Source organism: Streptomyces sp. NBC_01788 (assembly GCF_035917575.1).
Taxonomy (GTDB): Bacteria; Actinomycetota; Actinomycetes; order Streptomycetales; family Streptomycetaceae; genus Streptomyces.
Genome location: NZ_CP109090.1, coordinates 2,067,522 through 2,088,099 on the forward strand (window position 1 = coordinate 2,067,522; position 20,578 = coordinate 2,088,099).

The window sequence follows — 20,578 nt, forward strand, 5'->3', positions numbered from 1 at the left end:
CGGGATGGGCCGGGCGGGTCGGCGGTGGCGGGCCGGGCGCAGGACGCGCCCGGCCCGCCGGAAGGTGAGCGTCAGCGCAGGCGGCCGGCGCCCGCCTGGTGGTCGACGATCCCGGGCAGCGCCTTCGGGTTGTCGATCCGGGTGCGCAGGGCCGGGGTCCAGTCCCCGCCCCGCTGGAGGATCTCGTCGGGCACCTGGGCGTTGTGCACGGCGATCAGGTCGGTGAGCCTGCCGTTGACGTAGTTGTGGGACTCGGTGACCGGCGAGTCCTTCCACTTCTTCAGGATCTGGCCCGCCCCGACGCCCCGTGCCAGCGTGAACGCGTTGTGCTCGGCGACGAGTTGGGACTCCATGCCGATGCCGAGGCTGTAGCCGAAGCCGGCCTCGGCCACGTAGTGGTTGTTGTAGGAGTCGACCTGCCCGAAGCGGACGCGCGGGGCCCGCTCGACCAGGTTCCTGAACAGGTTGTGATGCAGGGTCACCTTGAGGTGGCCCCGGTCGATCGCGGCGGTGGACGCGCTGTCGCTGTTGCCGATGAGGATGGTCTTGTCGTGGTCCTCGAAGACGTTCCAGGAGACCGTCACGTAGTCGGCGCCCTTGACGATGTCCAGCTCGCCGTCGTGCTGCTCGAAGATCCGGCCGTAGTAGTACGGCAGGGTGCTGTTGGGGTGCTCGCCGTCGGTGAACGTGTTGTGGTCCATCCACACATGGGTGGAGCCGGTGATCACCGCGCTGTCGTACTCGGAGTTCCAGTTGCCGTCGGCGGTGTCGGTGGGGTCCCACTGCGGGAAGCAGTCCAGCGGGCTCTCCAGGGTGAGGTTGCGGACGATGACGTTGTCCACGTTCTTGATCTGGAAGCTGGCGCCCTTGAAGCCGGCGTCCTTGCCGACGCCGACGATGGTGGTGTTGGCGGGGATGTTCGCCTTGATGTACTTGTCCTGGAGGGCGGCGGAGGCACGGCGCAGGCCCTCGGGGCTGTTGTCGGGCTCACCGTCCAGGTTCCGGTCCCGCCCCCAGGCCTGTGGCGAGTAGGTCTCCAGGTAGGCGTCGAAGTCGTAGCCGGGCACCTCGAAGGCGGAGCAGCTCGGGCCGTCGGCGTCGACCATGCCCTTGACCTTGATGACCTTGGGCGCACTGCCGCCCGCGGCGAGCGCGGCCTTGAAGCCGTCCCAGGTGGTGACGGTGTAGGTGTGGGCCGCGTCGGCCGTGCCGCCGCCGGTGGTGCCGGTGCCGTACGAGGCCCAGCCGTCCTTGGCCGCGAGCACCTGGCGGGCGGGGTCGGCGGCCTTGGGGGCCGCGGCGGCGGACGTGGTACCGGTGACGGCCAGTACCAGCGCCGCGCAGCCCACCGTCATCGCGATGACGCGCGCATGACACATTGAAGTACGCACTCTACGATCCTCTTTCAACGGGGAGTTGGGACGAGAAGGGGCGCGGGGAACCGCGCGCCCCGCCGCGGACGGTCCGAGACCCGGATGCGGCCTCGGGTTCCCGGACCGTCCGCCTTCGTTTCACCGGCCGGCGTCAGCCCTTGTTCTGCTTCCACTCGGCCTGCGCCTTGTCGAGCTGGTCGGCCAGCGTGTCCAGGAACTGCTTGGCGCTCATCTTGCCGAGCAGCACCTTCTGGAAGTTCGGCTCGTTGTCGGCCTTGGAGATGGTGTTCCAGTCGGGCAGGTAGTACGGGAGCTGCACGATCTTCGTGTCGGCCCCGTTCAGCGCCTCGGCCGCCAGCTTCGTCGGCTCGGCCTGCTGGATCCAGGCGTCCTTGGCGGCGTCGACGTTGGTCGGCACCTGCCCGGCGGACTCGTTGAACTTGGAGTTCTCCGCGGCCGAGGCGGCGAACTCGATGAACTTCCAGGCGGCCGCCTTGTTCTTGCTCGCCTTGAACAGGCCCAGGCCGTCGACCGGGTTGGACACCTGCACCCGGGTGCCGTCGTCCAGCGTGGGGTTCGGGACGCCGCGGAACTTGTCCTTGCCGAGGGCGTTCAGATGGTCCTGGTACGAGCCCAGGTTGTGGCTCAGCATGCCGATGGTGCCGCTGTCCCACTGGGCGACCATCTTGGTGAAGTCGTTGTTGACGTCGGCGGACGGGGTGTCCTTCTTGTACAGCGCGACGTACTTCTCCAGCGCCGTCACGTTCTTGGGGTCGTTGACGGTGGTCTTGTCGCCGTCCCAGAACGAGGTGATGCCGGACTGCCCGTACACCGCGTCCAGGGCCGGCGCGATGGACCCCTCGCCGCCGCGGATGGTGAAGCCGAACGCGTTCTTGCCCTTGTTCGTGAGCTTGTCCGCGGCCTCGTAGAACTTGCCCCAGGTGGTCGGCGCGTCCAGGCCCGCCTTCTCGAACAGGTCGGTGCGGTACCACAGCGTGCCGTTGTTCACCGAGGTCGGCACGTGGTACAGGGTGTCGCCGCCGCCCGCCGCCTTGCTGACGCCGAGCACGTTCTCGCTGAGCTTGCCGTTCAGCTCGCTCTTGGCCAGCCGGCCGTCCAGCGGCTCGAGGGCGCCCTGGGCGGCGATCTCGGCGAGCACCGCGGTGCCCACACCGCCGACGTCCGGCAGACCGCCGCCCTGGATGGCGGTGTCGAACTTGGACTGGGCGCTCGCGGCCGGGATGCCGACGTAGTTGACCTTGATGTCCGGGTACTTCTTCCCGAAGTCCGCGATGATCTGCTTCCAGACGTCGGTGCGCACACCGCCGTTGTTGTCCCAGAAGGTGATCTCGCCCTTGCCGGAGCCCTCGGAACCCTTGCTCTTCCCGGAGCCGCTGCCGTCGTCACCGCACGCGGTGGCGGTCAGCGCGAGCGCGGAACCCAGGACGACGGCGACGGCGGCGCGCCTGCTTCTACGGATGTTGATCTTCATTGATCAGCTCTCTTCTTCTGGATCCGACTCGGAGGTGGAGCGAGGTGCTTGGGACTTGGGGACTTGAGACGTGGAAGAACTCTTCGGTAAGCGCTTGCTGAAGGGGTGTGCCACGGCGGCTCCCGGCTGATGACTGCGGGTGGGCTACGGCTCGTCGGGCATCGGGGACGACAGGGCCGCCTCGCGAGCCAGCTCCCCGGCCTCGTCCCGGCCGAGCCGTCCGTCGGCGACGACGGTGACGACCCGGCGCAGGACCGTCCCGCCCGGCTCGATCGCGAGCCGTTGCTCCGCCGCCAGCGACGAGCCGACTCCCGGGTACTCCGCGGCCCGCACGAACCAGGGGTCCTCGCGGGTGGCGCCTGTGGCGCCGGCGAACACCAGCGTCCAGGTGCTGCCGACGAGGGCCAGCCAGTCGGCGCGGGTGCCGTGGGCCGCCGCCTCGCCGTCCCCGTCGGCGGTGAGCACGAGCGGGGGCTGCTCCTCCTTGCGGGCCCGCCAGAAGAAGCCGCCGTACGCCGCGCCGGGGCGCCCGTTGGTGGCGGGGCTGCCGATCGACAGCGCCCGCGGGGTGACGTTGGTGAGGGCGAAGGTGAAGTCCAGGGCCCAGGCGGTGGCGGTGAGTCCGGTGGCCGCGACGGTCCGGCGCTCGTGCAGCAGTTCGCGGCCCGCGGCCACCCAGCGCAGCTCCTCCGTGAACCGGTCGGCCTCGCGCAGCGGGAAGCCGATGTGCCGCTGGGCGCCGTGGTTGTCCAGCTCGGTCGGGCCCCGGTCGCGCACGAAGGTGCGCCCGCCCCAGAAGTTGTGCCCCTCGACATCGGGAACGGCGACACCGACGCCGAGGTGGTGGAGGTGATCGGCCGGGCCGAGTTCGGTGACCGCCGTGCCGGCCAGGGTGGTGACGGGGTGCAGATACGGGCGCGGGGAGCGCCGGCCGGGCAGCTCGGGACGGGTGACGCAGCGCGCGACCGGGCGGCCCGCCACGCGCAGGACCGGGGAGTCCGTCATCCCACGGTCACCTCCTTCGGCAACGCCCAGTCGACGTCCAGTTCGGAGTACAGGGAGAGGGTGTCGGCGACGGCCGCGACGAGTCCGTCGACGCCGGGCACGACCCGGCGGTCCTCGCCGGCCGGGCGCCGCCAGGAACGGTCCGGCAGCGCGGCGGGATCGGGGGCGGTGCGGATCGCCTCGACGACCCGCATGAAGGCGCCCGTTGAGGCGGGCGGGGCCAGCAGTCCCGCCCCGGTGGTCAGGTGGTCGACCAGGTTCTCCAGCAGGTCGGTGCGGCCGTACTCGAACTCCTCCGGGCCGTGGCCGGCCCGTTGCAGCAGCACCCGGTCCTGCTTGTACCAGAAGGTGATCCGGCCGCTGCTGCCGTGCACCATGACGTACGGGTCGTCGGGGCGCTCGGCGCACAGGGTGGCCGCGACGGCGGCCCGGCCGTGCGGGGTGGTGACGCGGACGCAGGAGGTGTCGTCGGCCTCGATGGCGTTGGCCCGCCACAGCTCGGTCTCGATGCCGGTGACGTCCTCGGCGCGGGTGGCGCCGAGCAGGGCGAGCGAGGTGGAGACGGCGTGGGCGAGGGGGTTGGTGAGCACCCCGTCGACCACGTCGACGCCGTTCAGACGGCGTCTGCCCGCCCAGGGCGCCCGCCGGTAGTAGGCCTCGTCGCGCGCCCAGGCGCCCGCCGCGCCGACCCCGTCGACCGTCCCGATCACGCCGTCGGCGACCAGCTCCCGGATCGCGGGCATCGCGTGCGAGCCCAGCGCCTGGAAGCCGATCTGGCAGGCGACCCCGGCCTCGGCGACCCCGTCGGCCATGCGGCGGAACTCCGCGTACGAGGGGGCGGGCGGCTTCTCCAGCAGCAGGTGGACACCCCGGCCTGCGGCGGTGAGCGCCAGGTCGGTGTGGGTCGGGATGGGCGTGCAGATCACCGCGATCCGCGCGCCGGTGGCGTCCAGCAGGGCGCCGAAGTCGGCGGCCTGCGCCGGGGTGCCGAGCCCGTCGGGGATCTCGTCCCCGGTCAGCGGGGTCAGCTCGCAGATGCCCACGAGCCGTACGAGGCCCCTCTCCTGGAGCCGGCGGATGTTGTCCAGGTGCCAGCGGCCGTGACCGCGGGCACCGGCGAGCACGACCGGCAGGGGCGCGGTGGCGGCTGTCGGTGAGCCGGTCGCCGTCGGATCGGGGGTCGCCGTCGGCGTGCTGGTCGCCGTGGGCGGCGTGGTGGCCGTCATCCCTTCACCGCCCCCGCGCTGAAGCCGGTGATCAGCCACTTCTGGATGAAGGCGAACACGATCACCACGGGTACGGCGGCGACGATGCCGCCGGCGGCCAGCGCTCCCAGGTCGACGCTGTCCGCGCTCATCAGGGTGTTGAGGCCGACCGGGATGGTCTGCTTGCTCTGGTCGGAGAGGAACATCAGGGCGAACAGGAAGTGGTTCCAGGCGTGCACGAAGGCGAAGGAGCCGACGGCGATCAGCCCGGGCCGCAGCAGCGGCAGGACGACGATCCGGAAGGCGGAGAAGCGGTTGCAGCCGTCCACCCAGGCGGCCTCCTCCAGGGAGGGGGGCACGTTCTTGATGAAGCCGCTGATCAGGATCATCGACAGCGGCAACTGGAAGACGGTCTCGGCGATGATGACGCTGCCCAGCGAGTTGATCATCGACAGCTTGGCGAAGATCTGGAAGAGCGGGACGAGCAGCAGCGCGCCGGGCACGAACTGGGAGCAGAGCAGGGCCAGCATGAAGCCGCGCTTGAGCCGGAAGTCGAACCGGGCGAGCGCGTAGCCGCCGGCCAGGGCGACGACCGTGGTGAGGACCAGGGTCGCGACGCCGACGAGCACGCTGTTCTGGAAGTAGAGGCCGAAGCTCCGCTCGGTCCACACCTTCTCGAAGTGGTCGAAGGTCATCGGCCAGGGCACGAGCGAGGTGGAGCCGGCCGGGCGCAGCGCGAACAGCAGGATCCAGTAGAAGGGGATCAGCGTGAAGAGCAGGTACACGGACAGCGGCAGATAGATGTGCCACCGCGGCACCTCGTCCCAGGCGCGGCGCGTGCCGCGCGGCCGGGCCGGTCCGGACACCGCGCGCTCGGGCGCGGGCGCGATCTCGGTGATCACTTCTCACCTCCGAACTTGCTCAGCCGCAGATAGACGATCGAGCAGAAGAGCAGGATGACGAACGCCACCGTGGTCAGGGCGGACGCGTAGCCGAAGTTGTGGGCGTCGACGCTGGTGTTGGCGATGTAGAGCGGCAGGGTGGTGGTCTCGCCGGCCGGTCCACCGCCGGTCAGGGTGTAGAGCAGGTCGACGTTGTTGAACTCCCACACCGCGCGCAGCAGCGTGGACAGGACGATGGCGTCCTTCAGATGGGGCAGGGTGATGTGCCAGAACTGCTTGAGCCGGCTCGCCCCGTCGACCTCGGCGGCCTCGTACAGGTCCTTCGAGACGGACTGGAGGTCGGCGAGGATGAGGATGGCGAAGAAGGGCACCCCGCGCCACAGGTCGGCGACCACCGCCGCCGGGAACACCGTGGAGGTGTCCGACAGCCAACTGGTGCCGTAGGAGCCGATGCCCATGTCGGCGAGGTAACGGGTGATGCCGGTCTGGGAGTTGTAGAGCAGCACCCAGATCGCGGAGGTGAGCACGCCGGACACGGCCCACGGGGAGAACACCATGGCCCGGCCGATCCCGCGGCCCACGAAGGTCTGGTTGACGATCAGGGCGAGGGCGAGTCCGAAGAGCAGTTGCAGCCCGACCTCGACGACCACCCACTTGGCGCTGAAGATCAGCGTGTCCCAGAACTGGGGGTCCTGGGTGAAGGCGTGGACGAAGTTGTCGAAGCCCGCGTATCCGTTCCGCCACGGCTTGGTGGGGTTGTAGTTCTGCAGGCTGTAGTAGAAGACGCTGAGCACCGGGTAGGCGATGAAGCCCAGCATGAGCAGGGCGGCCGGGGCGATCAGCAGGTACGGGAGCCTGCGCGGCGTGGCGGAGGCACCGCGCCGCCGGGGTGGCGCGGGCGGTTTCGCCACGGCTGCGGCTTGGGCCACGACTGTTCTCCGTTCGCAGTGGGGCAGTACAGCGGTCCGTAGGAAGCGCTTGCTATGTACACGTGGGTGAGGCGCTTCCGCGGAGTGGGCAGGGGGGGCGGGGTGGTTGTCTCCCGGTCCCGGGCGGGGCCGGCTATCCGGCGTACGGGTCCGGCACCTTTCCGGGCCGGGCCAGGAACTCGAAGTCGCAGCCGGTGTCGGCCTGGGTGATCTGTTCGGAGTACAGGGCGCCGTAGCCCCGCTCGTACCGCGCGGGCGGCGGCGTCCACTCGGCCCTGCGGAGCTCCAACTCCTCGTCGTCCACGTGGAGTCGGAGAGTGCGGGCCTTGACGTCGAGAGTGATCCGGTCGCCCGTGCGCACCAGCGCCAGCGGTCCGCCGACGTGGCTCTCGGGGGCGACGTGCAGTACGCAGGCGCCGTAACTCGTGCCGCTCATACGGGCGTCGGAGATCCGGACCATGTCCCGCACGCCCTGCTTGAGCAGGTGGTCGGGGATGGGCAGCATGCCGTACTCGGGCATTCCGGGTCCGCCCTTGGGTCCGGAGCCGCGCAGCACGAGCACGCTGTCGGCGGTGATGCCGAGCGACGGGTCGTTGATGGTGCGCTGCATGGTCCGGTAGTCGTCGAAGACGACGGCGGGCCCGGTGTGTTCGAGCAGGTGCGGTTCGGCGGCGATGTGCTTGATGACGGCGCCGTCCGGGCAGAGGTTGCCGCGCAGCACCGCCACGCCGCCCTCGTCCGCGACCGGATTGTCGCGGGGCCGGATCACGTCGTCGTCGTGCACCCGCGCGCCGGCGAGCTGCTCGCGCAGGGTGTCGTACGACACCGTCGGCCGGTCCAGGTGGAGCAGGTCCGGGATGCGGGAGAGGAAACCGGGCAGGCCGCCGGCGAAGTGGAAGTCCTCCATGAGGTACTTCTGTCCGCCGGGGCGGACGTTGGCGAGGACCGGCACGGTGCGGGCGATGCGGTCGAAGTCGTCGAGGGTGAGCGTGACGCCCGCGCGGCCCGCCATGGCGATCAGATGGATCACCGCGTTGGTGGAGCCGCCGAGGCCGAGGACGGTGGTGACCGCGTCCTCGAACGCCTCGCGGGTGAGGATCTCGCTCAGCTTGCGGTCCTTGCGGACCAGTTCGACGATCGTCAGGCCCGCTTTCGCCGCCATCCGGTCGTGCCCGGAGTCCACGGCCGGGATGCTGGAGGCGCCGGGGACGGTCACGCCGAGGGCCTCGGCCGCGGCGGTCAGCGTGGAGGCCGTGCCCATGGTCATGCAGTGACCGGGCGAACGGGCCAGGCCGCTCTCCAGTTCGGCCATCTCGCAGTCGCCGATCAGTCCGGCCCGCTTGTCGTCCCAGTACTTCCACATGTCGGTGCCGGAGCCGAGGACCTCGCTGCGCCAGTGGCCGGGCAGCATGGGCCCGGCGGGCACGAATACGGTGGGCAGGTCGACGCTCGCGGCGCCCATCAGGAGGGCGGGGGTGGACTTGTCGCAGCCGCCCATCAGGACCGCGCCGTCGACCGGGTAGGAGCGCAGCAGCTCCTCGGTCTCCATGGCGAGCATGTTGCGGTAGAGCATCGGGGTCGGCTTCTGGAAGGTCTCGCTGAGCGTGGAGACCGGGAACTCCAGCGGGAAGCCGCCCGCCTGCCACACCCCGCGCTTGACCGCCTGGGCGCGGTCGCGCAGGTGGACGTGGCAGGGGTTGATGTCGGACCAGGTGTTGAGGATCGCGACGACCGGCTTGCCCAGGTGCTCCTCGGGCAGGTAGCCGAGCTGGCGGGTGCGGGCGCGGTGGCTGAAGGAGCGCAGGCCGTCGGTGCCGTACCACTGGTGGCTGCGCAGGTCCTCCGGGCGCCTTTCGCTCGGCCGGGCACTCATATGGACCACCCGGCGGCGATGGCGGCGACCTCGGCGCGTTCGCTCTCCGGCAGCGGCTTGCTCGGCGGGCGCACGTCCCGGCGGCACAGGCCGAGCGCGGCGAGGGCCTCCTTGACGACGGTGACGTTGTTCGCGGACCCGTTGGCCGCGCGCAGCTCCTCGAAGCGGCGGATCCGCTCCCAGACCTTCATGGCGGCCGGGTAGTCGCCGGCCCTGAGCGCCCGGAGCATGCTGACGGAGACGGCCGGGGCGACGTTGACCAGGCCGGAGGTGAAGCCGGTGGCGCCGGCGGAGAAGTAGGAGGGCGCGTAGGGCTCGGCGAGTCCCGCGACCCACACGAACCTGTCCAGTCCCGCGTCCCGGGCGAAGGCACCGAAGCGGGTGGCGTCCGGGACGGCGTACTTGACGCCGATGACGTTCGGGCAGGCGTCGGCGAGTTCGGCCAGGCGGGCGCCGGGCAGTTGGGCGTTGCGGATGTAGGGGACGACGCCCAGCTCGGGCACGGCCTCGGCGATGGCGCGGTGGTAGTCGACCCAGCCGCCCTGGGAGACGTAGGGGTGCACGGGCTGGTGGACCATGACCATCTGCGCGCCCAGCTCGTGGGCCTGCCGGGCGGTGGCGATCGCGGTGGGCACGTCGTGGCCGACGCCGACGAGGATGCTCGCCCGGTCGCCGGCCTCCTCGACGGTCATCTCGGTGACCTGCCGGCGCTCCTCGGGGGTGAGGGCGTAGAACTCGCCGGTGTTGCCGTTGGGCGTGAGGGTGGTGATGCCGCCGTCGAGCAGGCGGCGCAGCAGGGTCCGGTAGGTGGCGCCGTCGACGCCGCCGTCCTCGGTGAACGGGGTCACCGGGATCGCCACCACGTCGGCCAGTGCCGCCCGCTGGGTCTCGAACGCCGTTGTCATGCCTGACCGTCCTCTCCCTGGGCCTTCGACTCCGCTGAGGGGAAGGCCCGTTGCACGAACGACGCGATGTGGGCGTGGAGGGCGCGGGCAGCGCCGTCGGCGTCGCCCTCCAGGGCGAGCCGCAGGATGTCCCGGTGCTCGGTGGCCTCCCGGTCCCAGGAGGGGTCGGCGGACCAGGCGACGGCGGAGACGAGGGCGGCCTGGTCGCGGACCTCGTCGAGCATCCGGCCGAGCAGCGGGTTGCCGCAGGGCAGGTAGAGGGCGCGGTGGAACTCGCGGTTGGCGAGGGAGCGTTCGGCGGTGTCCACGGCCTCGTCGGCCCGCTTCAGCGCGTCACGGGCGGCGTCCAGGGAGGCACCGCGGCGCACCGAACGCCTCAGTGCCTCCGGTTCCAGGAGCAGCCGCACGTCGTAGACCTCGAGTGCCATGTCCGCGTCCACCTCGCGCACCGTGACGCCCTTGTACTGGTTCATCACGACCAGTCCGGTGCCGGCCAGGGTCTTCAGCGCCTCGCGCACCGGGGTCTTGGACACCCCGAACTGAGCGGCGAGTTCGGTCTCGACCAGGGCCTGACCGGGCGTCAGCAGCCCGGTGAGGATGCGGTGCTTGATCCCCTCCAGCACGACCTGCGTGCGGGAGGGGATCGGCGTGGGCACAGAGGTCATGCGCGCCTCTCGGATCTCGTCGATCACATCACGGCTCGGATCGCGAGTTTCCGAACTCGCGTATCGCGTCTCATATATGACGTACGAAGTACGACGCGATGAAGGTAAGAGGGGCAAGCGGTTTCGTCAATGCCTCCGACACAGGAAAATCCCGCCGCACCCCGGCCGCGGACCGCCGAGGACCGTGTCCGGCACCGGGCGGCGCGAAGAAACCCCGCGACCGCCGGGTGCGGTCGCGGGGCGCGTGGACGAGGTGCACTGCGATTCGGCGGTTCAGGGCTTCCAGCCGGGATCACGGCCGCTCAGGCCCACCGCACGGTCGAGCAGTGGAGCGTCCTCGGGGACGGGGACGACGGGTCCGAACGGGCCGTTGCCCCGGTTCGGGTCGTCGGCCGCCGCGCGCAGGAAGCTGTACGACGCCTGGAGCGCGGCGGGGTCGGGGTCGTAGTCCTGGCCGGTGGCCCGGGCCAGGTCCCAGCCGTGGATCACCAGTTCGTCGGCGGCCACCGCCCCGGCGACCGCGCCCGGCAGGTCCACGCCGCCGGCGCGGGTCATGCCGGTCCAGGCGGCCGGGTCGCGCCAGACCTCGGCGAGCTCGTCGAGGGCCTTGGGCAGTTCCTCGCGCCGGCCCGGGCCGATGTCGGGTGCGGCGGCGTCCGGGCTGGTGTCGGTCGTGACGCCCAGGTCCTTGCGGCCGGCGTCGCGGAAGGCCACGGCCAGGCCGAGCAGGTGCCCCAGCAGGTTGCGCACCGCGCAGTCCGGGCACGGTGTCACCGCGCCGAGCTGCTCCTCGCGCACCGCCTCGGCCAGCCTCGCCACGACTCGGGCCTGCGGCCCGAGATCGATGATCGTGTCGTTCATCGTTCCTCCAGTCCTGCGTCTCACGTACAGGAGGTGGACCGCCGCCGCCCCCGAAACTCATCGCCGCACGGACGGGGCCCGGCGGCCGGGCGGCCAGGCGGGGCGCGTGCTCGTACACCCGGCTCCCCCACCGACGCGGACCATCCGCGACGGCCGTCCCTGACACACGACCGCCGTTACCGAGCCACGCCCCGGCGGCACGACCGCACACTCCCGCCCGATCCGGACTCGGCACCCGCGCGACACCACGACGCCCGGCAGCCGGGGCACAGGCTCGGACGCCCCGCCCCCACCGCGGCGAACCCAGCGCCGCGAACCGTCCCGGAGCGGGACCGCCGGTACCCGGCCGTGCCCCGACAGCACGCCCCCACGGCTCCAACGGAGTTCGGCCCGGCCGGAACCCGGCACCCACCGACGCGAGCCGCCCGCCCATCACCCCGTGACATGACCGACCCCACCTGCGGATCGCCGGCCGGGCGGGCCCGGGTTCTACGGCATCTGCCGGATCCGTGGGGCGGGTCCTTAGGGCGACGATCGGGCCGTATGACGACTGAATGGACCCTGGTGCGGGTGCTGCGCGACCGTGCGGCGGGGGTGTGTCTGGCCGCTGTGGTGGTGTCCGGTTTCGGCACCTCGGCGCTGTGGCTGGCCTCGGGTGTGTGGGTCAAGGACCTCACCGGCTCGGACGGGCTGGCCGCGCTGTGCCTGCTGGCGATGTGGGCGCCGACCCTGGCCGGCCCGGCGCTCGGCACGCTCGCCGACCGCACCCGCCGGCGGCCGATGCTGATCGGCACGAACCTGCTGCTGGCGGCGCTGCTGCCGATCCTCCTCACCGTCGACGCCCCCGGCCGCGTCTGGGTGCTGTACGGGGTGCTGTTCCTCTACGGCGCCACGGGCGTCGTGGAGGACTCGGCGCAGTCGGCGCTCGTCGCCACCGCCGTCGACGCGAGGCTGCTCGGCGACTTCAACGGGCTGCGGATGACCGCCAACGAGGGCATGAAGCTGCTGGCTCCACTGGCGGGCGCCGGCCTGTACGCGGCGTACGGCGGCCGCTGTGTGGCCCTGCTGGACGCGGTCACGTTCCTGCTCGCCGCCGGGCTGTACGCGATGCTGCGGGTCCGCGAGGACGAGCCCCGCCGGCCCGAGGGCTCCTGGCGCGCGCAGAGCGCCGAGGGCGCCCGCCATCTGTGGTCCCACCCGCGACTGCGGCCCCTGGTGCTGGCCGGCGGCGCCACGATGCTGCTCACCGGCGTGACCGGCGCGCTGATCTACGCCGTCGTCGACCGCCTCGGCCACGCGCCCGCGTACGCCGGGGCGCTGTACGCCGTCCAGGGCGCTGGTTCGGTGGCGGTCGGTCTCGCCTCGGGCACCGCTCTGCGCCGCCTGGGCAGCCGCCGCTTCGCGGCCTTCGGCATCGCCCTCACCGCGGCCGGCGTGGCCCTGCGCGTGATCCCGTCCGACCCGGTGGCCCTGGTCAGCAGCCTGGTGAGCGGTGCCGGACTGCCGTGCGTACTGATCGCCGCGTTCACCGCCGTACAGCAGGAGACACCGGCGGAACTGCTCGGCCGGACGTCCGCCACCGCGAACACGCTGCTCTTCGCCCCCAACGTCGTCGGCCTGGCCGCGGGTGCGGCCATGGTCGGCGTCGTCTACCTGCCGGTGCTCCTGGCCCTCCTCGCCCTCGGCCTGTCGGCCACGTCACTGATGCTGCTTCACAGGCCCCGCAGCGCCGACCGCACCGCCTCCAGGTCGCCGTCCGAGGCCAACCCCGCGTGATACAGCCGAAGTTCGCCTGCCCCCAGGTCCCGCGCGCGGCCCGCGTCCTCGGCGAGGGTGCCCGGGCTGCCTCCCATGCCGGAGACGATCGTGAAGTTGGCGGCCAGGACGGCGTCCGGGCGGCCCTGTTCGGCAAACGGGGCCAGCAGGCCGGAACCGCCCGTGCACGGCACCACCACGCCGTCCGCCACGGACAGGATGTGAGCGGGGTCGACACCGGCGTTGGCGCCGCAGTGGTAGGACACCGGATCGGCGTGCAGAAGGACCTGGAAGCCATCGGGCGCCGCCGCGCGGACCGCCGCGACCGCCGCCTCCTGGAGGGTGCGCGCGGTCCGGTCGCGCCATGCGCGGGTGGCGTCCGCCCTGCTCTCGCCGAGCAGTTCCACCACCCCGGCCCAGCCTCCCCCGGTCCCGCCTCCGCTCGGCCGGGCGGCACCCCCGCCGGAGGGCGCCCCCCGCCACACCGGTTCCAGGGCGGAGCGTACGGCGTGCGCCAACTCGTCCGGATCCAGGCCCTGTTCGCCGTACCCGGTGCGGCAGGCGGGGCAGAAGCACAAGGACATCAGGTACTGCCCGGACTCCCCGAGGCCCACCCCGGCGGTCTTGTCGTGGGCGTGCAGATGGGCGAGCCCGTACCAGCCGAGGGACTCCAGCTCGGTGCCGCGCGCCCCGGGGCGGACGGCCGCCTCGGCGGCCAGCTCGGTCAGGTACGCGCGCGTGGCGGGCTGGGCGATGCACGGCGCCCACGGGTAGCGGTCGCCGTAGGCGTTGACGACGGAGGTGTCCGGATGCTCGGCGCCCAGGCGGGAGTTGTGCGCGAGGACGACCCAGGTGTGCACCTCCAGACCGGCCTCGGCCAGGGCCGCCGCGGCCTCGCCATACGCGTCGCCGGGCGCCCAGTCGCCGGCCGGGTACGGACGCGGCGTGCGGCCCTCCCAACGGTCGTCCACCGGATACAGCACGGCGGCGTGCTCGGCGGTGACCACACGGTGGCGCGGATGGCGGGGGGTCAGCGCGCGCGTGGAGTGGTAGGCGGCGGCGAGCGTCACCTGTTCCACTCCGAGGGCGGCCAGACGGCCGGGCGCCTCGGGATCGCCGTTCACGTCCCAGGGGTAGACGAAGGCCGAGGTCTTCACGCTTCCTCCTCGTCGAGCAGCACGCTGCCGCGCTCGATCAGCCGGGCGAGTGCATGTTTCTGAGCAATGTCCACGTTCATGAACGCGATCACGTTAGGAGCCCCCATTCGGGCAGGTCAAGCGGGCGAACCGGCAACTAGGGAGCGGATTTCGCGTGTTCGCGACACACTTGACGGGGTACGGACACTCTTCATAGCGTGTCCATCCATGTGAATCGTGTCCACACACAAGAACGACCCCTTCAAGGAGACCGAGGATGCCCGCTCCCCGCACCGTTCTGCTCACCGGCGCCGCCGGCGGGCTCGGCACCCTGATGCGGGGCCTGCTGCCCGACTACGGCTACGTGCTGCGCCTGCTGGACATGCGGCCCATCGAGGACGAGCCGGACGCGATCGTCGCGGACCTCTCCGACCGGGAGGCACTGCGCGAGGCCGTCCGAGGCGTCGACGCGATCATCCACCTCGCGGGCATCTCCCTGGAAGCCCCCTTCGAGAAGGTCCTGAAGGCCAATATCGAGGGCACGTACCACCTGTACGAGGCGGCCCGCGAGGAGGGCGTGCGGCGGATCGTCTTCGCCTCCTCCAACCACGTGGTGGGCCACACCCCGCACCCCGGCCCCGGCGAGCCGCTCCTGCCGATCGGGACCCCGCGCCGCCCCGACACCTTCTACGGCCTGTCCAAGTCCTTCGGCGAGGACCTCGCCCAGCTCTACTGGGACAAGCAGGGCCTGGAGACCGTATCGGTGCGCATCGGCTCCTGCTTCCCCGAACCGACCAGTGTGCGGATGCTCTCCATGTGGATGAGCCCCGCCGACGGCGCCCGCCTCTTCCACGCGGCCCTGACCGCCGAGGACGTGGGCCACACCGTCGTCTACGGCGCGTCCGCCAACACCCGCCTGTGGCTCGACCTGACCAGTGCGCGGGCGCTCGGCTACGAACCGCAGGACGACTCCGAGCCGTACGCCGAAAAGCTGATCGCCGAGCAGGGCGAGCTCGACCCGGACAACAAGGCCCATCTCCACATCGGCGGCCCCTTCGTGACGGACCCGCCCATCTGGCCATACTGACGCGGCGGAAAATCGACGCAGCAAAAGGCGGGCGGGCTCCGAACGGGCCCGCCCGCCCTCGTATTCGGGCATCCGCGTTGCCCGTTCCCACGTCCCGGAACACCCCCTTGCAGGTCCGAGGCGGGCACCAGCCGAGCCGAACGGACGTAAACGGGCAGGAGCGAACCCAAAACAAGCCTGGTCAGAACCGCTTACCCGCTGTAGAACATCCGGCAAGGGCCGCACCGAGCCCGAACGGGCATCGAAACCAGGAAGCGGGTGGTCGACCCATGAGCCACGGGACGGCCGAGGAGCGCCAGCGCGAGATCGTGCGGCTGGCGCGTGCCACCGGATCGGTCGACGTCACCGCGCTCGCCACCGACCTGGGCGTGGCCAAGGAGACCGTCCGGCGGGACCTGCGCTCCCTGGAGGACCACGGTCTGGTGCGCCGTACCCACGGAGGCGCCTACCCCGTGGAGAGCGCCGGCTTCGAGACCACCCTGGCCTTCCGCGCCACCAGCCACGTACCCGAGAAGCGCCGGGTGGCGACCGCCGCCGCCGAACTGCTCGGGGACGCCGAGACGGTCTTCGTCGACGAGGGCTTCACCCCGCAGCTCATCGCCGAGGCCCTGCCCCGGGACCGGCCGCTGACCGTGGTCACCGCCTCCCTGCCGGTCGCGGGCGCGCTCGCCGAGACCGGCACCATCTCCGTGCTGCTGCTCGGCGGCCGGGTCCGCTCCGGCACCCTCGCCACCGTGGACCACTGGACGACGAAGATGCTGTCCGGTTTCGTCATCGACCTGGCGTTCATCGGCGCCAACGGCATCTCCCGCGAACACGGTCTGACCACGCCCGACCCGGCGGTGAGCGAGGTGAAGGCGCAGGCGGTCAGGGCCGCGCGCCGGGTGGTGCTCGCGGGCGTCCACACCAAGTTCGGGGCGGTCAGCTTCTGCCGGTTCGCCGAAGTCGGCGCGTTGGAGGCGATCGTGACGAGCACCCTGCTCCCGGCGACCGAGGCAAACCGCTACTCCCTGCTCGGGCCACAGGTCATCCGGGTCTGACCGCCGAGTCGCCCGGCACCCCGCTGAACCTCACCCTTCACCCGCCCCGCGAGGCGCTCTCGTCCCCCCTCAAGTCCCCATTAGTGTCAACATCTCCTGGAGTACCCATGCGAACCCAGAGCCGACGCTCGCCACGGACCCTCTTCGCCGTGGCGGCGGTAGGGACGCTGATCGCTCCGCTCGCCGCCTGCTCGGGCGCCGGCGGGTCCGGATCCGCCGGCGGCAGCTCCGTCAACGTCCTGATGGTGAACAATCCGCAGATGGTGGAGCTGCAGAAGCTGACCGCCGCCCACTTCACCAAGGACACCGGCATCAAGGTGAACTTCACCGTCCTGCCGGAGAACGACGTCCGGGACAAGATCAGCCAGGACTTCGCCAACCAGGCCGGGCAGTACGACGTCGCCACCCTGAGCAACTACGAGATCCCGATCTACGCCAAGAACGGGTGGCTGCACCCCCTGGACGCCTACGTCAAGAAGGACACCGCCTTCGACCAGGCCGACATCCTCCCCCCGATGACCCGGGCGCTCACCGCCGAGGACGGCAAGCTGTACGGCGAGCCGTTCTACGGCGAGTCCTCCTTCCTGATGTACCGCAAGGACGTCCTGGAGAAGAAGGGCCTGAGCATGCCGGCCAAGCCCACCTGGAAGCAGGTCGCCGATCTGGCCGCCAAGGTCGACGGCTCCGGCATGAAGGGCATCTGCCTCCGCGGACTGCCGGGCTGGGGCGAGGTCATGGCACCGCTGACCACGGTGGTGAACACCTTCGGCGGCACCTGGTTCGACAAGGACTGGACGGCACGGCTGGACTCCAAGGAGTTCAAGGAGGCCACCCAGTTCTACGTCGACCTGGTCCGCAAGCACGGCGAGGCCGGTGCCGCCCAGTCCGGCTACGCGGAGTGCCTGAACAACATGACCCAGGGCAAGACGGCCATGTGGTACGACGCCACCGCCGGAGCCGGCTCCCTGGAGGCCGACGGCTCTCCGGTCAAGGGCAAGATCGGCTACGCCCCGGCCCCGGTCGAGAAGACCGACGGCTCGGGCTGGCTCTACACCTGGGCGTGGGGCATCCAGAAGGCGTCCAAGAACTCCGAGAACGCCTGGAAGTTCATCTCCTGGGCCTCCAGCAAGGACTACGAGAAGCTCGCCGGCGAGAAGGCGGGCTGGTCCAACGTCCCGGCCGGCAAGCGCGCCTCGACCTACGACATCCCGGAGTACCGCAAGGAGGCCGCCGCGTTCGCGGACGTCACCCGGGACGCCATCGCGAACGCCAAGCCCGAGGACCCGGGCGTGCAGCCCCGGCCCGCGCCCGGCATCCAGTTCGTCGGCATCCCCGAGTTCACCGACCTGGGCACCAAGGTCTCCCAGGAGATCAGCTCCGCCATCGCCGGACGCCAGTCGGTGGACAGCGCCTTGACGAAGGCCCAGAAGCTCGCCGAGGCCGTCGCCCAGAAGTACGAGGGGTCATGACCTTGACGTCCCCGGCCCGCGCCGCCGCCGTCTCCGGACGGCCGGCGGCCCGGCGCCCGAACCGCATGCGCGCCTGGGCCACCCGGGCGCCCCTGCTGCCGGCGCTGATCTTCATGATCGTCGTCACCCAGCTGCCCTTCGTGGCGACCCTGGTCATCTCGTTCCTCGACTGGAACGCGCTCTACCCGGACCGGCGCCACTTCGCCGGATTCGCCAACTACGGCGAGGTGCTGAGCGACGCCGACCTGCGCAGTTCGGTGTGGACGACCATCCTGCTGACTGTCACCGTGGTGCTGGTCAGCCTGCTGCTCGGCCTGCTCCTCGCGCTGCTGCTCGACCGCCGCTTCCGCGGCCGGGCCGCCGTGCGCACCATGCTCATCGCGCCGTTCCTGCTGGTGCCGATCGCCGCCGCGCTGATGTGGAAGCACCTGCTGTTCAACCCGGAGTACGGGCTGTTCAACGGCATCCTGCACGCCATCGGCGGGGACGGGGCGGTGCAGCCGGACTGGATCTCCGAGATGCCGCTGATGGCGGTGGAGGCCGCGCTGATCTGGCAGTGGACCCCGTTCATGATGCTGATCCTGCTGGCCGGACTGCAGAGCCGCGACTCACAACTGCTCGAGGCGGCCAGGATGGACGGCGCGAGCAACTGGCAGATCTTCGTGCACATCACCCTGCCGCATCTGCGCCGCTACCTCGAACTCGGCGTGCTGCTCGGCTCGATCTACATCGTGCAGAACTTCGACGCGGTGTTCACCATCACCTCCGGCGGCCTGGGCACCGCGAACCTGCCGTACACGATCTACCAGACCTTCTACCAGGCGCACGAGAACGGCCTCGCCTCCGCGGCCGGCGTCATCGTCGTGATCGGCTCGATCATCCTGGCGACCTTCGCGCTGCGCGTGGTGTCGTCGCTGTTCCGTGAGGAGGTGTCCCGCTGATGGCCACCGTAGACACCACCGCCTTGCGGTACGGCAAACCGCGCGGCCGGTTCCGGGGTGCGGCCCTGGGCGTCGTCGCCTGGCTGGCCGGGCTCGTGTTCGTGCTGCCCCTGCTCTGGATGGTGCTGACGTCCTTCCACTCCGAGGCGGACGCGGCGACCAACCCGCCGTCGGTGGCCGCCTCGCTGACGCTGGACGGCTACCGGCAGTTCTTCGGGGTGACCGGCGGGGCCAGTCCCTGGCCCGCGCTGATCAACTCCATGACCGCCTCGCTGGTCTCCACCCTGCTGACCCTCCTCCTCGCGCTGCCCGCCGCGTACGCGCTGTCCATCCGGCCGGTGAAGAAGTGGACCGACGTCCTGTTCTTCTTCCTGTCCACCAAGATGCTGCCCCTGGTGGCCGGTCTGCTGCCGATCTACCTGTTCGCGAAGAACACCGGCCTGCTCGACAACATCTGGGCGCTGGTCATCCTCTACACGGCCATGAACCTCCCGATCGCGGTCTGGATGATGCAGTCCTTCCTGTCCGAGGTCCCGGCCGCGATCATCGAGGCCGCCCAGATCGACGGCGCCCGGCTGCCGACCGTGCTGGGCCGCGTGGTCGCCCCGATCGCCCTGCCCGGCATCGCGGCGACCGCCCTGATCTGTTTCATCTTCAGCTGGAACGAGCTGATGTTCGCGCGGGTCCTCACGGGCGTGGTCGCCGAGACCGCCCCCGTGTTCCTCACCACCTTCATCACCAGCCAGGGCCTGTTCCTGGCCAAGGTGTGCGCCGCGTCGCTCGTCATCTCCCTGCCGGTGCTCGCCGCGGGGTTCGCCGCCCAGGACAAACTGGTCCAGGGCCTGTCGTTGGGAGCCGTCAAATGAAGGCCGCCGTCATCGAGTCCGTGGGCCGCGCCGTCGTCACCGAGGTCCCCGACCCGACGCCGGGGCCCCGCGAGGTCGTCGTCGAGGTGGCGGCCTGCGGGCTGTGCGGCACCGATCTGCACATCCTCCAGGGCGAGTTCGCGCCCAAGCTGCCGATCGTGCCCGGGCACGAGTTCGCCGGCGAAGTGGCCGCGGTCGGCACGCAGGTCACGGAGGTTTCGGTCGGCGACCGGGTGGCGGTCGACCCGTCGCTGTACTGCTACGAGTGTCGTTACTGCCGCGACGGGCACAACAACATGTGCGAGCGGTGGGCCGCGATCGGCGTGACCACCGCGGGCGGCGCCGCCCGGTACGCCGTGGCCCCGGTCGCCAACTGCGTCAAGCTGCCCGAGCACATCCGCACCGAGGACGCGGCCCTGATCGAGCCGCTGTCGTGCGCGGTCCGCGGCTACGACGTACTGCGCACGCGCCTGGGCTCGAACGTGCTGATCTACGGCTCCGGGACCATGGGCCTGATGATGCTGGAGCTGGCCAAGCGGACCGGCGCGGCCAGCGTCGACGTGGTCGACGTGAACCCGGCCCGCCTCGAGACGGCCCGGCAGCTGGGCGTGTCGGCGTCCGCGGCGAACGCCGACGAACTGGACCGGCCGCGGGGCTGGGACGTGGTGATCGACGCGACCGGCAACGCGGCGGCGATCCAGGACGGCCTGGACCGGGTGGCCAAGGCGGGCACGTTCCTCCAGTTCGGGGTGGCCGACTACGCGACCCGGGTGATGATCGACCCGTACCGGATCTACAACCAGGAGATCACCATCACCGGCTCCATGGCGGTGCTGCACAGCTTCGAACGGGCCGCCGAACTGTTCGCGGCCGGGGTGCTGGACCCCGAGGTCTTCATCAGTGACCGGATCCCGCTGGAGCGGTACCCGGAGGCGCTCGACCAGTTCGCCTCCGGGGTGGGCCGGAAGATCGTGGTGATCCCGTAGCGAGCACCGGTTGCGGGCGTTGCGCCGCCTCACCCGTTTGCCGGGTAAGGGAACGGTAAAGCGCCCTCGCTCGTTACCTCCCACATGA

Annotated in this window: 18 protein-coding genes; 7 read left to right on the top strand and 11 right to left on the bottom strand. The window is 71.1% G+C overall.

The genetic code is table 11. The features are described from left to right. Positions 1-71 precede the first annotated feature (71 nt). The 10 genes from OIE49_RS09595 to OIE49_RS09640 all read right to left on the bottom strand — a co-directional run bounded on the left by OIE49_RS09595 (position 72) and on the right by OIE49_RS09640 (position 11,210). Positions 72-1,379, bottom strand: coding sequence for a pectate lyase family protein (locus OIE49_RS09595; RefSeq protein ID WP_326806180.1), 1,308 nt, complete (start codon positions 1,377-1,379; stop codon positions 72-74). Between the two features lie 145 nt (positions 1,380-1,524). Continuing rightward, on the bottom strand, positions 1,525-2,865 hold the full coding sequence (locus OIE49_RS09600; RefSeq protein WP_326801948.1) for an ABC transporter substrate-binding protein: 1,341 nt from the start codon (positions 2,863-2,865) through the stop codon (positions 1,525-1,527). A 144-nt stretch (positions 2,866-3,009) separates the two neighbouring features. Continuing rightward, positions 3,010-3,870 (bottom strand): PmoA family protein, encoded by an 861-nt coding sequence (locus OIE49_RS09605; protein WP_326801949.1) that lies wholly within the window; start codon positions 3,868-3,870, stop codon positions 3,010-3,012. After that, complete coding sequence (locus OIE49_RS09610; RefSeq protein ID WP_326801950.1) at positions 3,867-5,096, bottom strand: Gfo/Idh/MocA family protein; 1,230 nt, start codon at positions 5,094-5,096, stop codon at positions 3,867-3,869. Before OIE49_RS09610 ends, OIE49_RS09605 begins: the two co-directional genes overlap by 4 nt. Further along, positions 5,093-5,977, bottom strand: coding sequence for a carbohydrate ABC transporter permease (locus tag OIE49_RS09615; RefSeq protein ID WP_398144691.1), 885 nt, complete (start codon positions 5,975-5,977; stop codon positions 5,093-5,095). The genes OIE49_RS09610 and OIE49_RS09615 overlap by 4 nt, the downstream gene beginning before the upstream one ends. Continuing rightward, entirely contained in the window at positions 5,974-6,906 is a 933-nt protein-coding gene (locus tag OIE49_RS09620) for a carbohydrate ABC transporter permease (protein ID WP_326801951.1), read from the bottom strand. The genes OIE49_RS09615 and OIE49_RS09620 overlap by 4 nt, the downstream gene beginning before the upstream one ends. A gap of 133 nt (positions 6,907-7,039) precedes the next feature. Continuing rightward, on the bottom strand, positions 7,040-8,779 hold the full coding sequence (gene araD, locus OIE49_RS09625; RefSeq protein ID WP_326801952.1) for an L-arabinonate dehydratase: 1,740 nt from the start codon (positions 8,777-8,779) through the stop codon (positions 7,040-7,042). After that, complete coding sequence (locus tag OIE49_RS09630) at positions 8,776-9,684, bottom strand: dihydrodipicolinate synthase family protein (protein WP_326801953.1); 909 nt, start codon at positions 9,682-9,684, stop codon at positions 8,776-8,778. The genes araD and OIE49_RS09630 overlap by 4 nt, the downstream gene beginning before the upstream one ends. Beyond that, positions 9,681-10,349, bottom strand: a complete 669-nt coding sequence (locus OIE49_RS09635) for a GntR family transcriptional regulator (RefSeq protein WP_100569633.1) — start codon at positions 10,347-10,349, stop codon at positions 9,681-9,683. The genes OIE49_RS09630 and OIE49_RS09635 overlap by 4 nt, the downstream gene beginning before the upstream one ends. 273 nt (positions 10,350-10,622) lie before the next feature. Beyond that, positions 10,623-11,210, bottom strand: a complete 588-nt coding sequence (locus tag OIE49_RS09640; protein ID WP_326801954.1) for a TIGR03086 family metal-binding protein — start codon at positions 11,208-11,210, stop codon at positions 10,623-10,625. Between the two features lie 543 nt (positions 11,211-11,753). Here OIE49_RS09640 and OIE49_RS09645 point away from each other — a divergent pair. Next, positions 11,754-12,986: an MFS transporter gene (locus OIE49_RS09645; protein WP_326801955.1), complete on the top strand. Its 1,233-nt coding sequence runs from the start codon at positions 11,754-11,756 to the stop codon at positions 12,984-12,986. Here the strand turns inward: OIE49_RS09645 and OIE49_RS09650 are convergent. Continuing rightward, positions 12,923-14,122, bottom strand: a complete 1,200-nt coding sequence (locus OIE49_RS09650) for a hypothetical protein (protein WP_326801956.1) — start codon at positions 14,120-14,122, stop codon at positions 12,923-12,925. The two genes, OIE49_RS09645 and OIE49_RS09650, sit on opposite strands and share 64 nt — an antisense overlap. Before the next feature lie 256 nt (positions 14,123-14,378). Between OIE49_RS09650 and OIE49_RS09655 the strand changes: the two genes are divergently transcribed. The 6 genes from OIE49_RS09655 to OIE49_RS09680 all read left to right on the top strand — a co-directional run bounded on the left by OIE49_RS09655 (position 14,379) and on the right by OIE49_RS09680 (position 20,490). Further along, positions 14,379-15,188: an NAD-dependent epimerase/dehydratase family protein gene (locus tag OIE49_RS09655; protein ID WP_326801957.1), complete on the top strand. Its 810-nt coding sequence runs from the start codon at positions 14,379-14,381 to the stop codon at positions 15,186-15,188. Positions 15,189-15,457: 269 nt separating this feature from the next. After that, the gene (locus OIE49_RS09660; RefSeq protein ID WP_326801958.1) at positions 15,458-16,228 is read left to right on the top strand and encodes a DeoR/GlpR family DNA-binding transcription regulator; all 771 of its coding nucleotides are present in this window, start codon (positions 15,458-15,460) and stop codon (positions 16,226-16,228) included. A gap of 107 nt (positions 16,229-16,335) precedes the next feature. Further along, positions 16,336-17,697 carry an ABC transporter substrate-binding protein gene (locus OIE49_RS09665; protein WP_100569458.1) on the top strand — a complete coding sequence of 454 codons (1,362 nt, stop codon included), beginning with the start codon at positions 16,336-16,338 and terminating at the stop codon, positions 17,695-17,697. Beyond that, on the top strand, positions 17,694-18,638 hold the full coding sequence (locus tag OIE49_RS09670; protein WP_100569459.1) for a carbohydrate ABC transporter permease: 945 nt from the start codon (positions 17,694-17,696) through the stop codon (positions 18,636-18,638). Before OIE49_RS09665 ends, OIE49_RS09670 begins: the two co-directional genes overlap by 4 nt. Continuing rightward, positions 18,638-19,504, top strand: a complete 867-nt coding sequence (locus OIE49_RS09675; protein WP_326801959.1) for a carbohydrate ABC transporter permease — start codon at positions 18,638-18,640, stop codon at positions 19,502-19,504. Before OIE49_RS09670 ends, OIE49_RS09675 begins: the two co-directional genes overlap by 1 nt. Next, entirely contained in the window at positions 19,501-20,490 is a 990-nt protein-coding gene (locus OIE49_RS09680; RefSeq protein WP_326801960.1) for a zinc-dependent alcohol dehydrogenase family protein, read from the top strand. Before OIE49_RS09675 ends, OIE49_RS09680 begins: the two co-directional genes overlap by 4 nt. Positions 20,491-20,578: the final 88 nt, after the last annotated feature.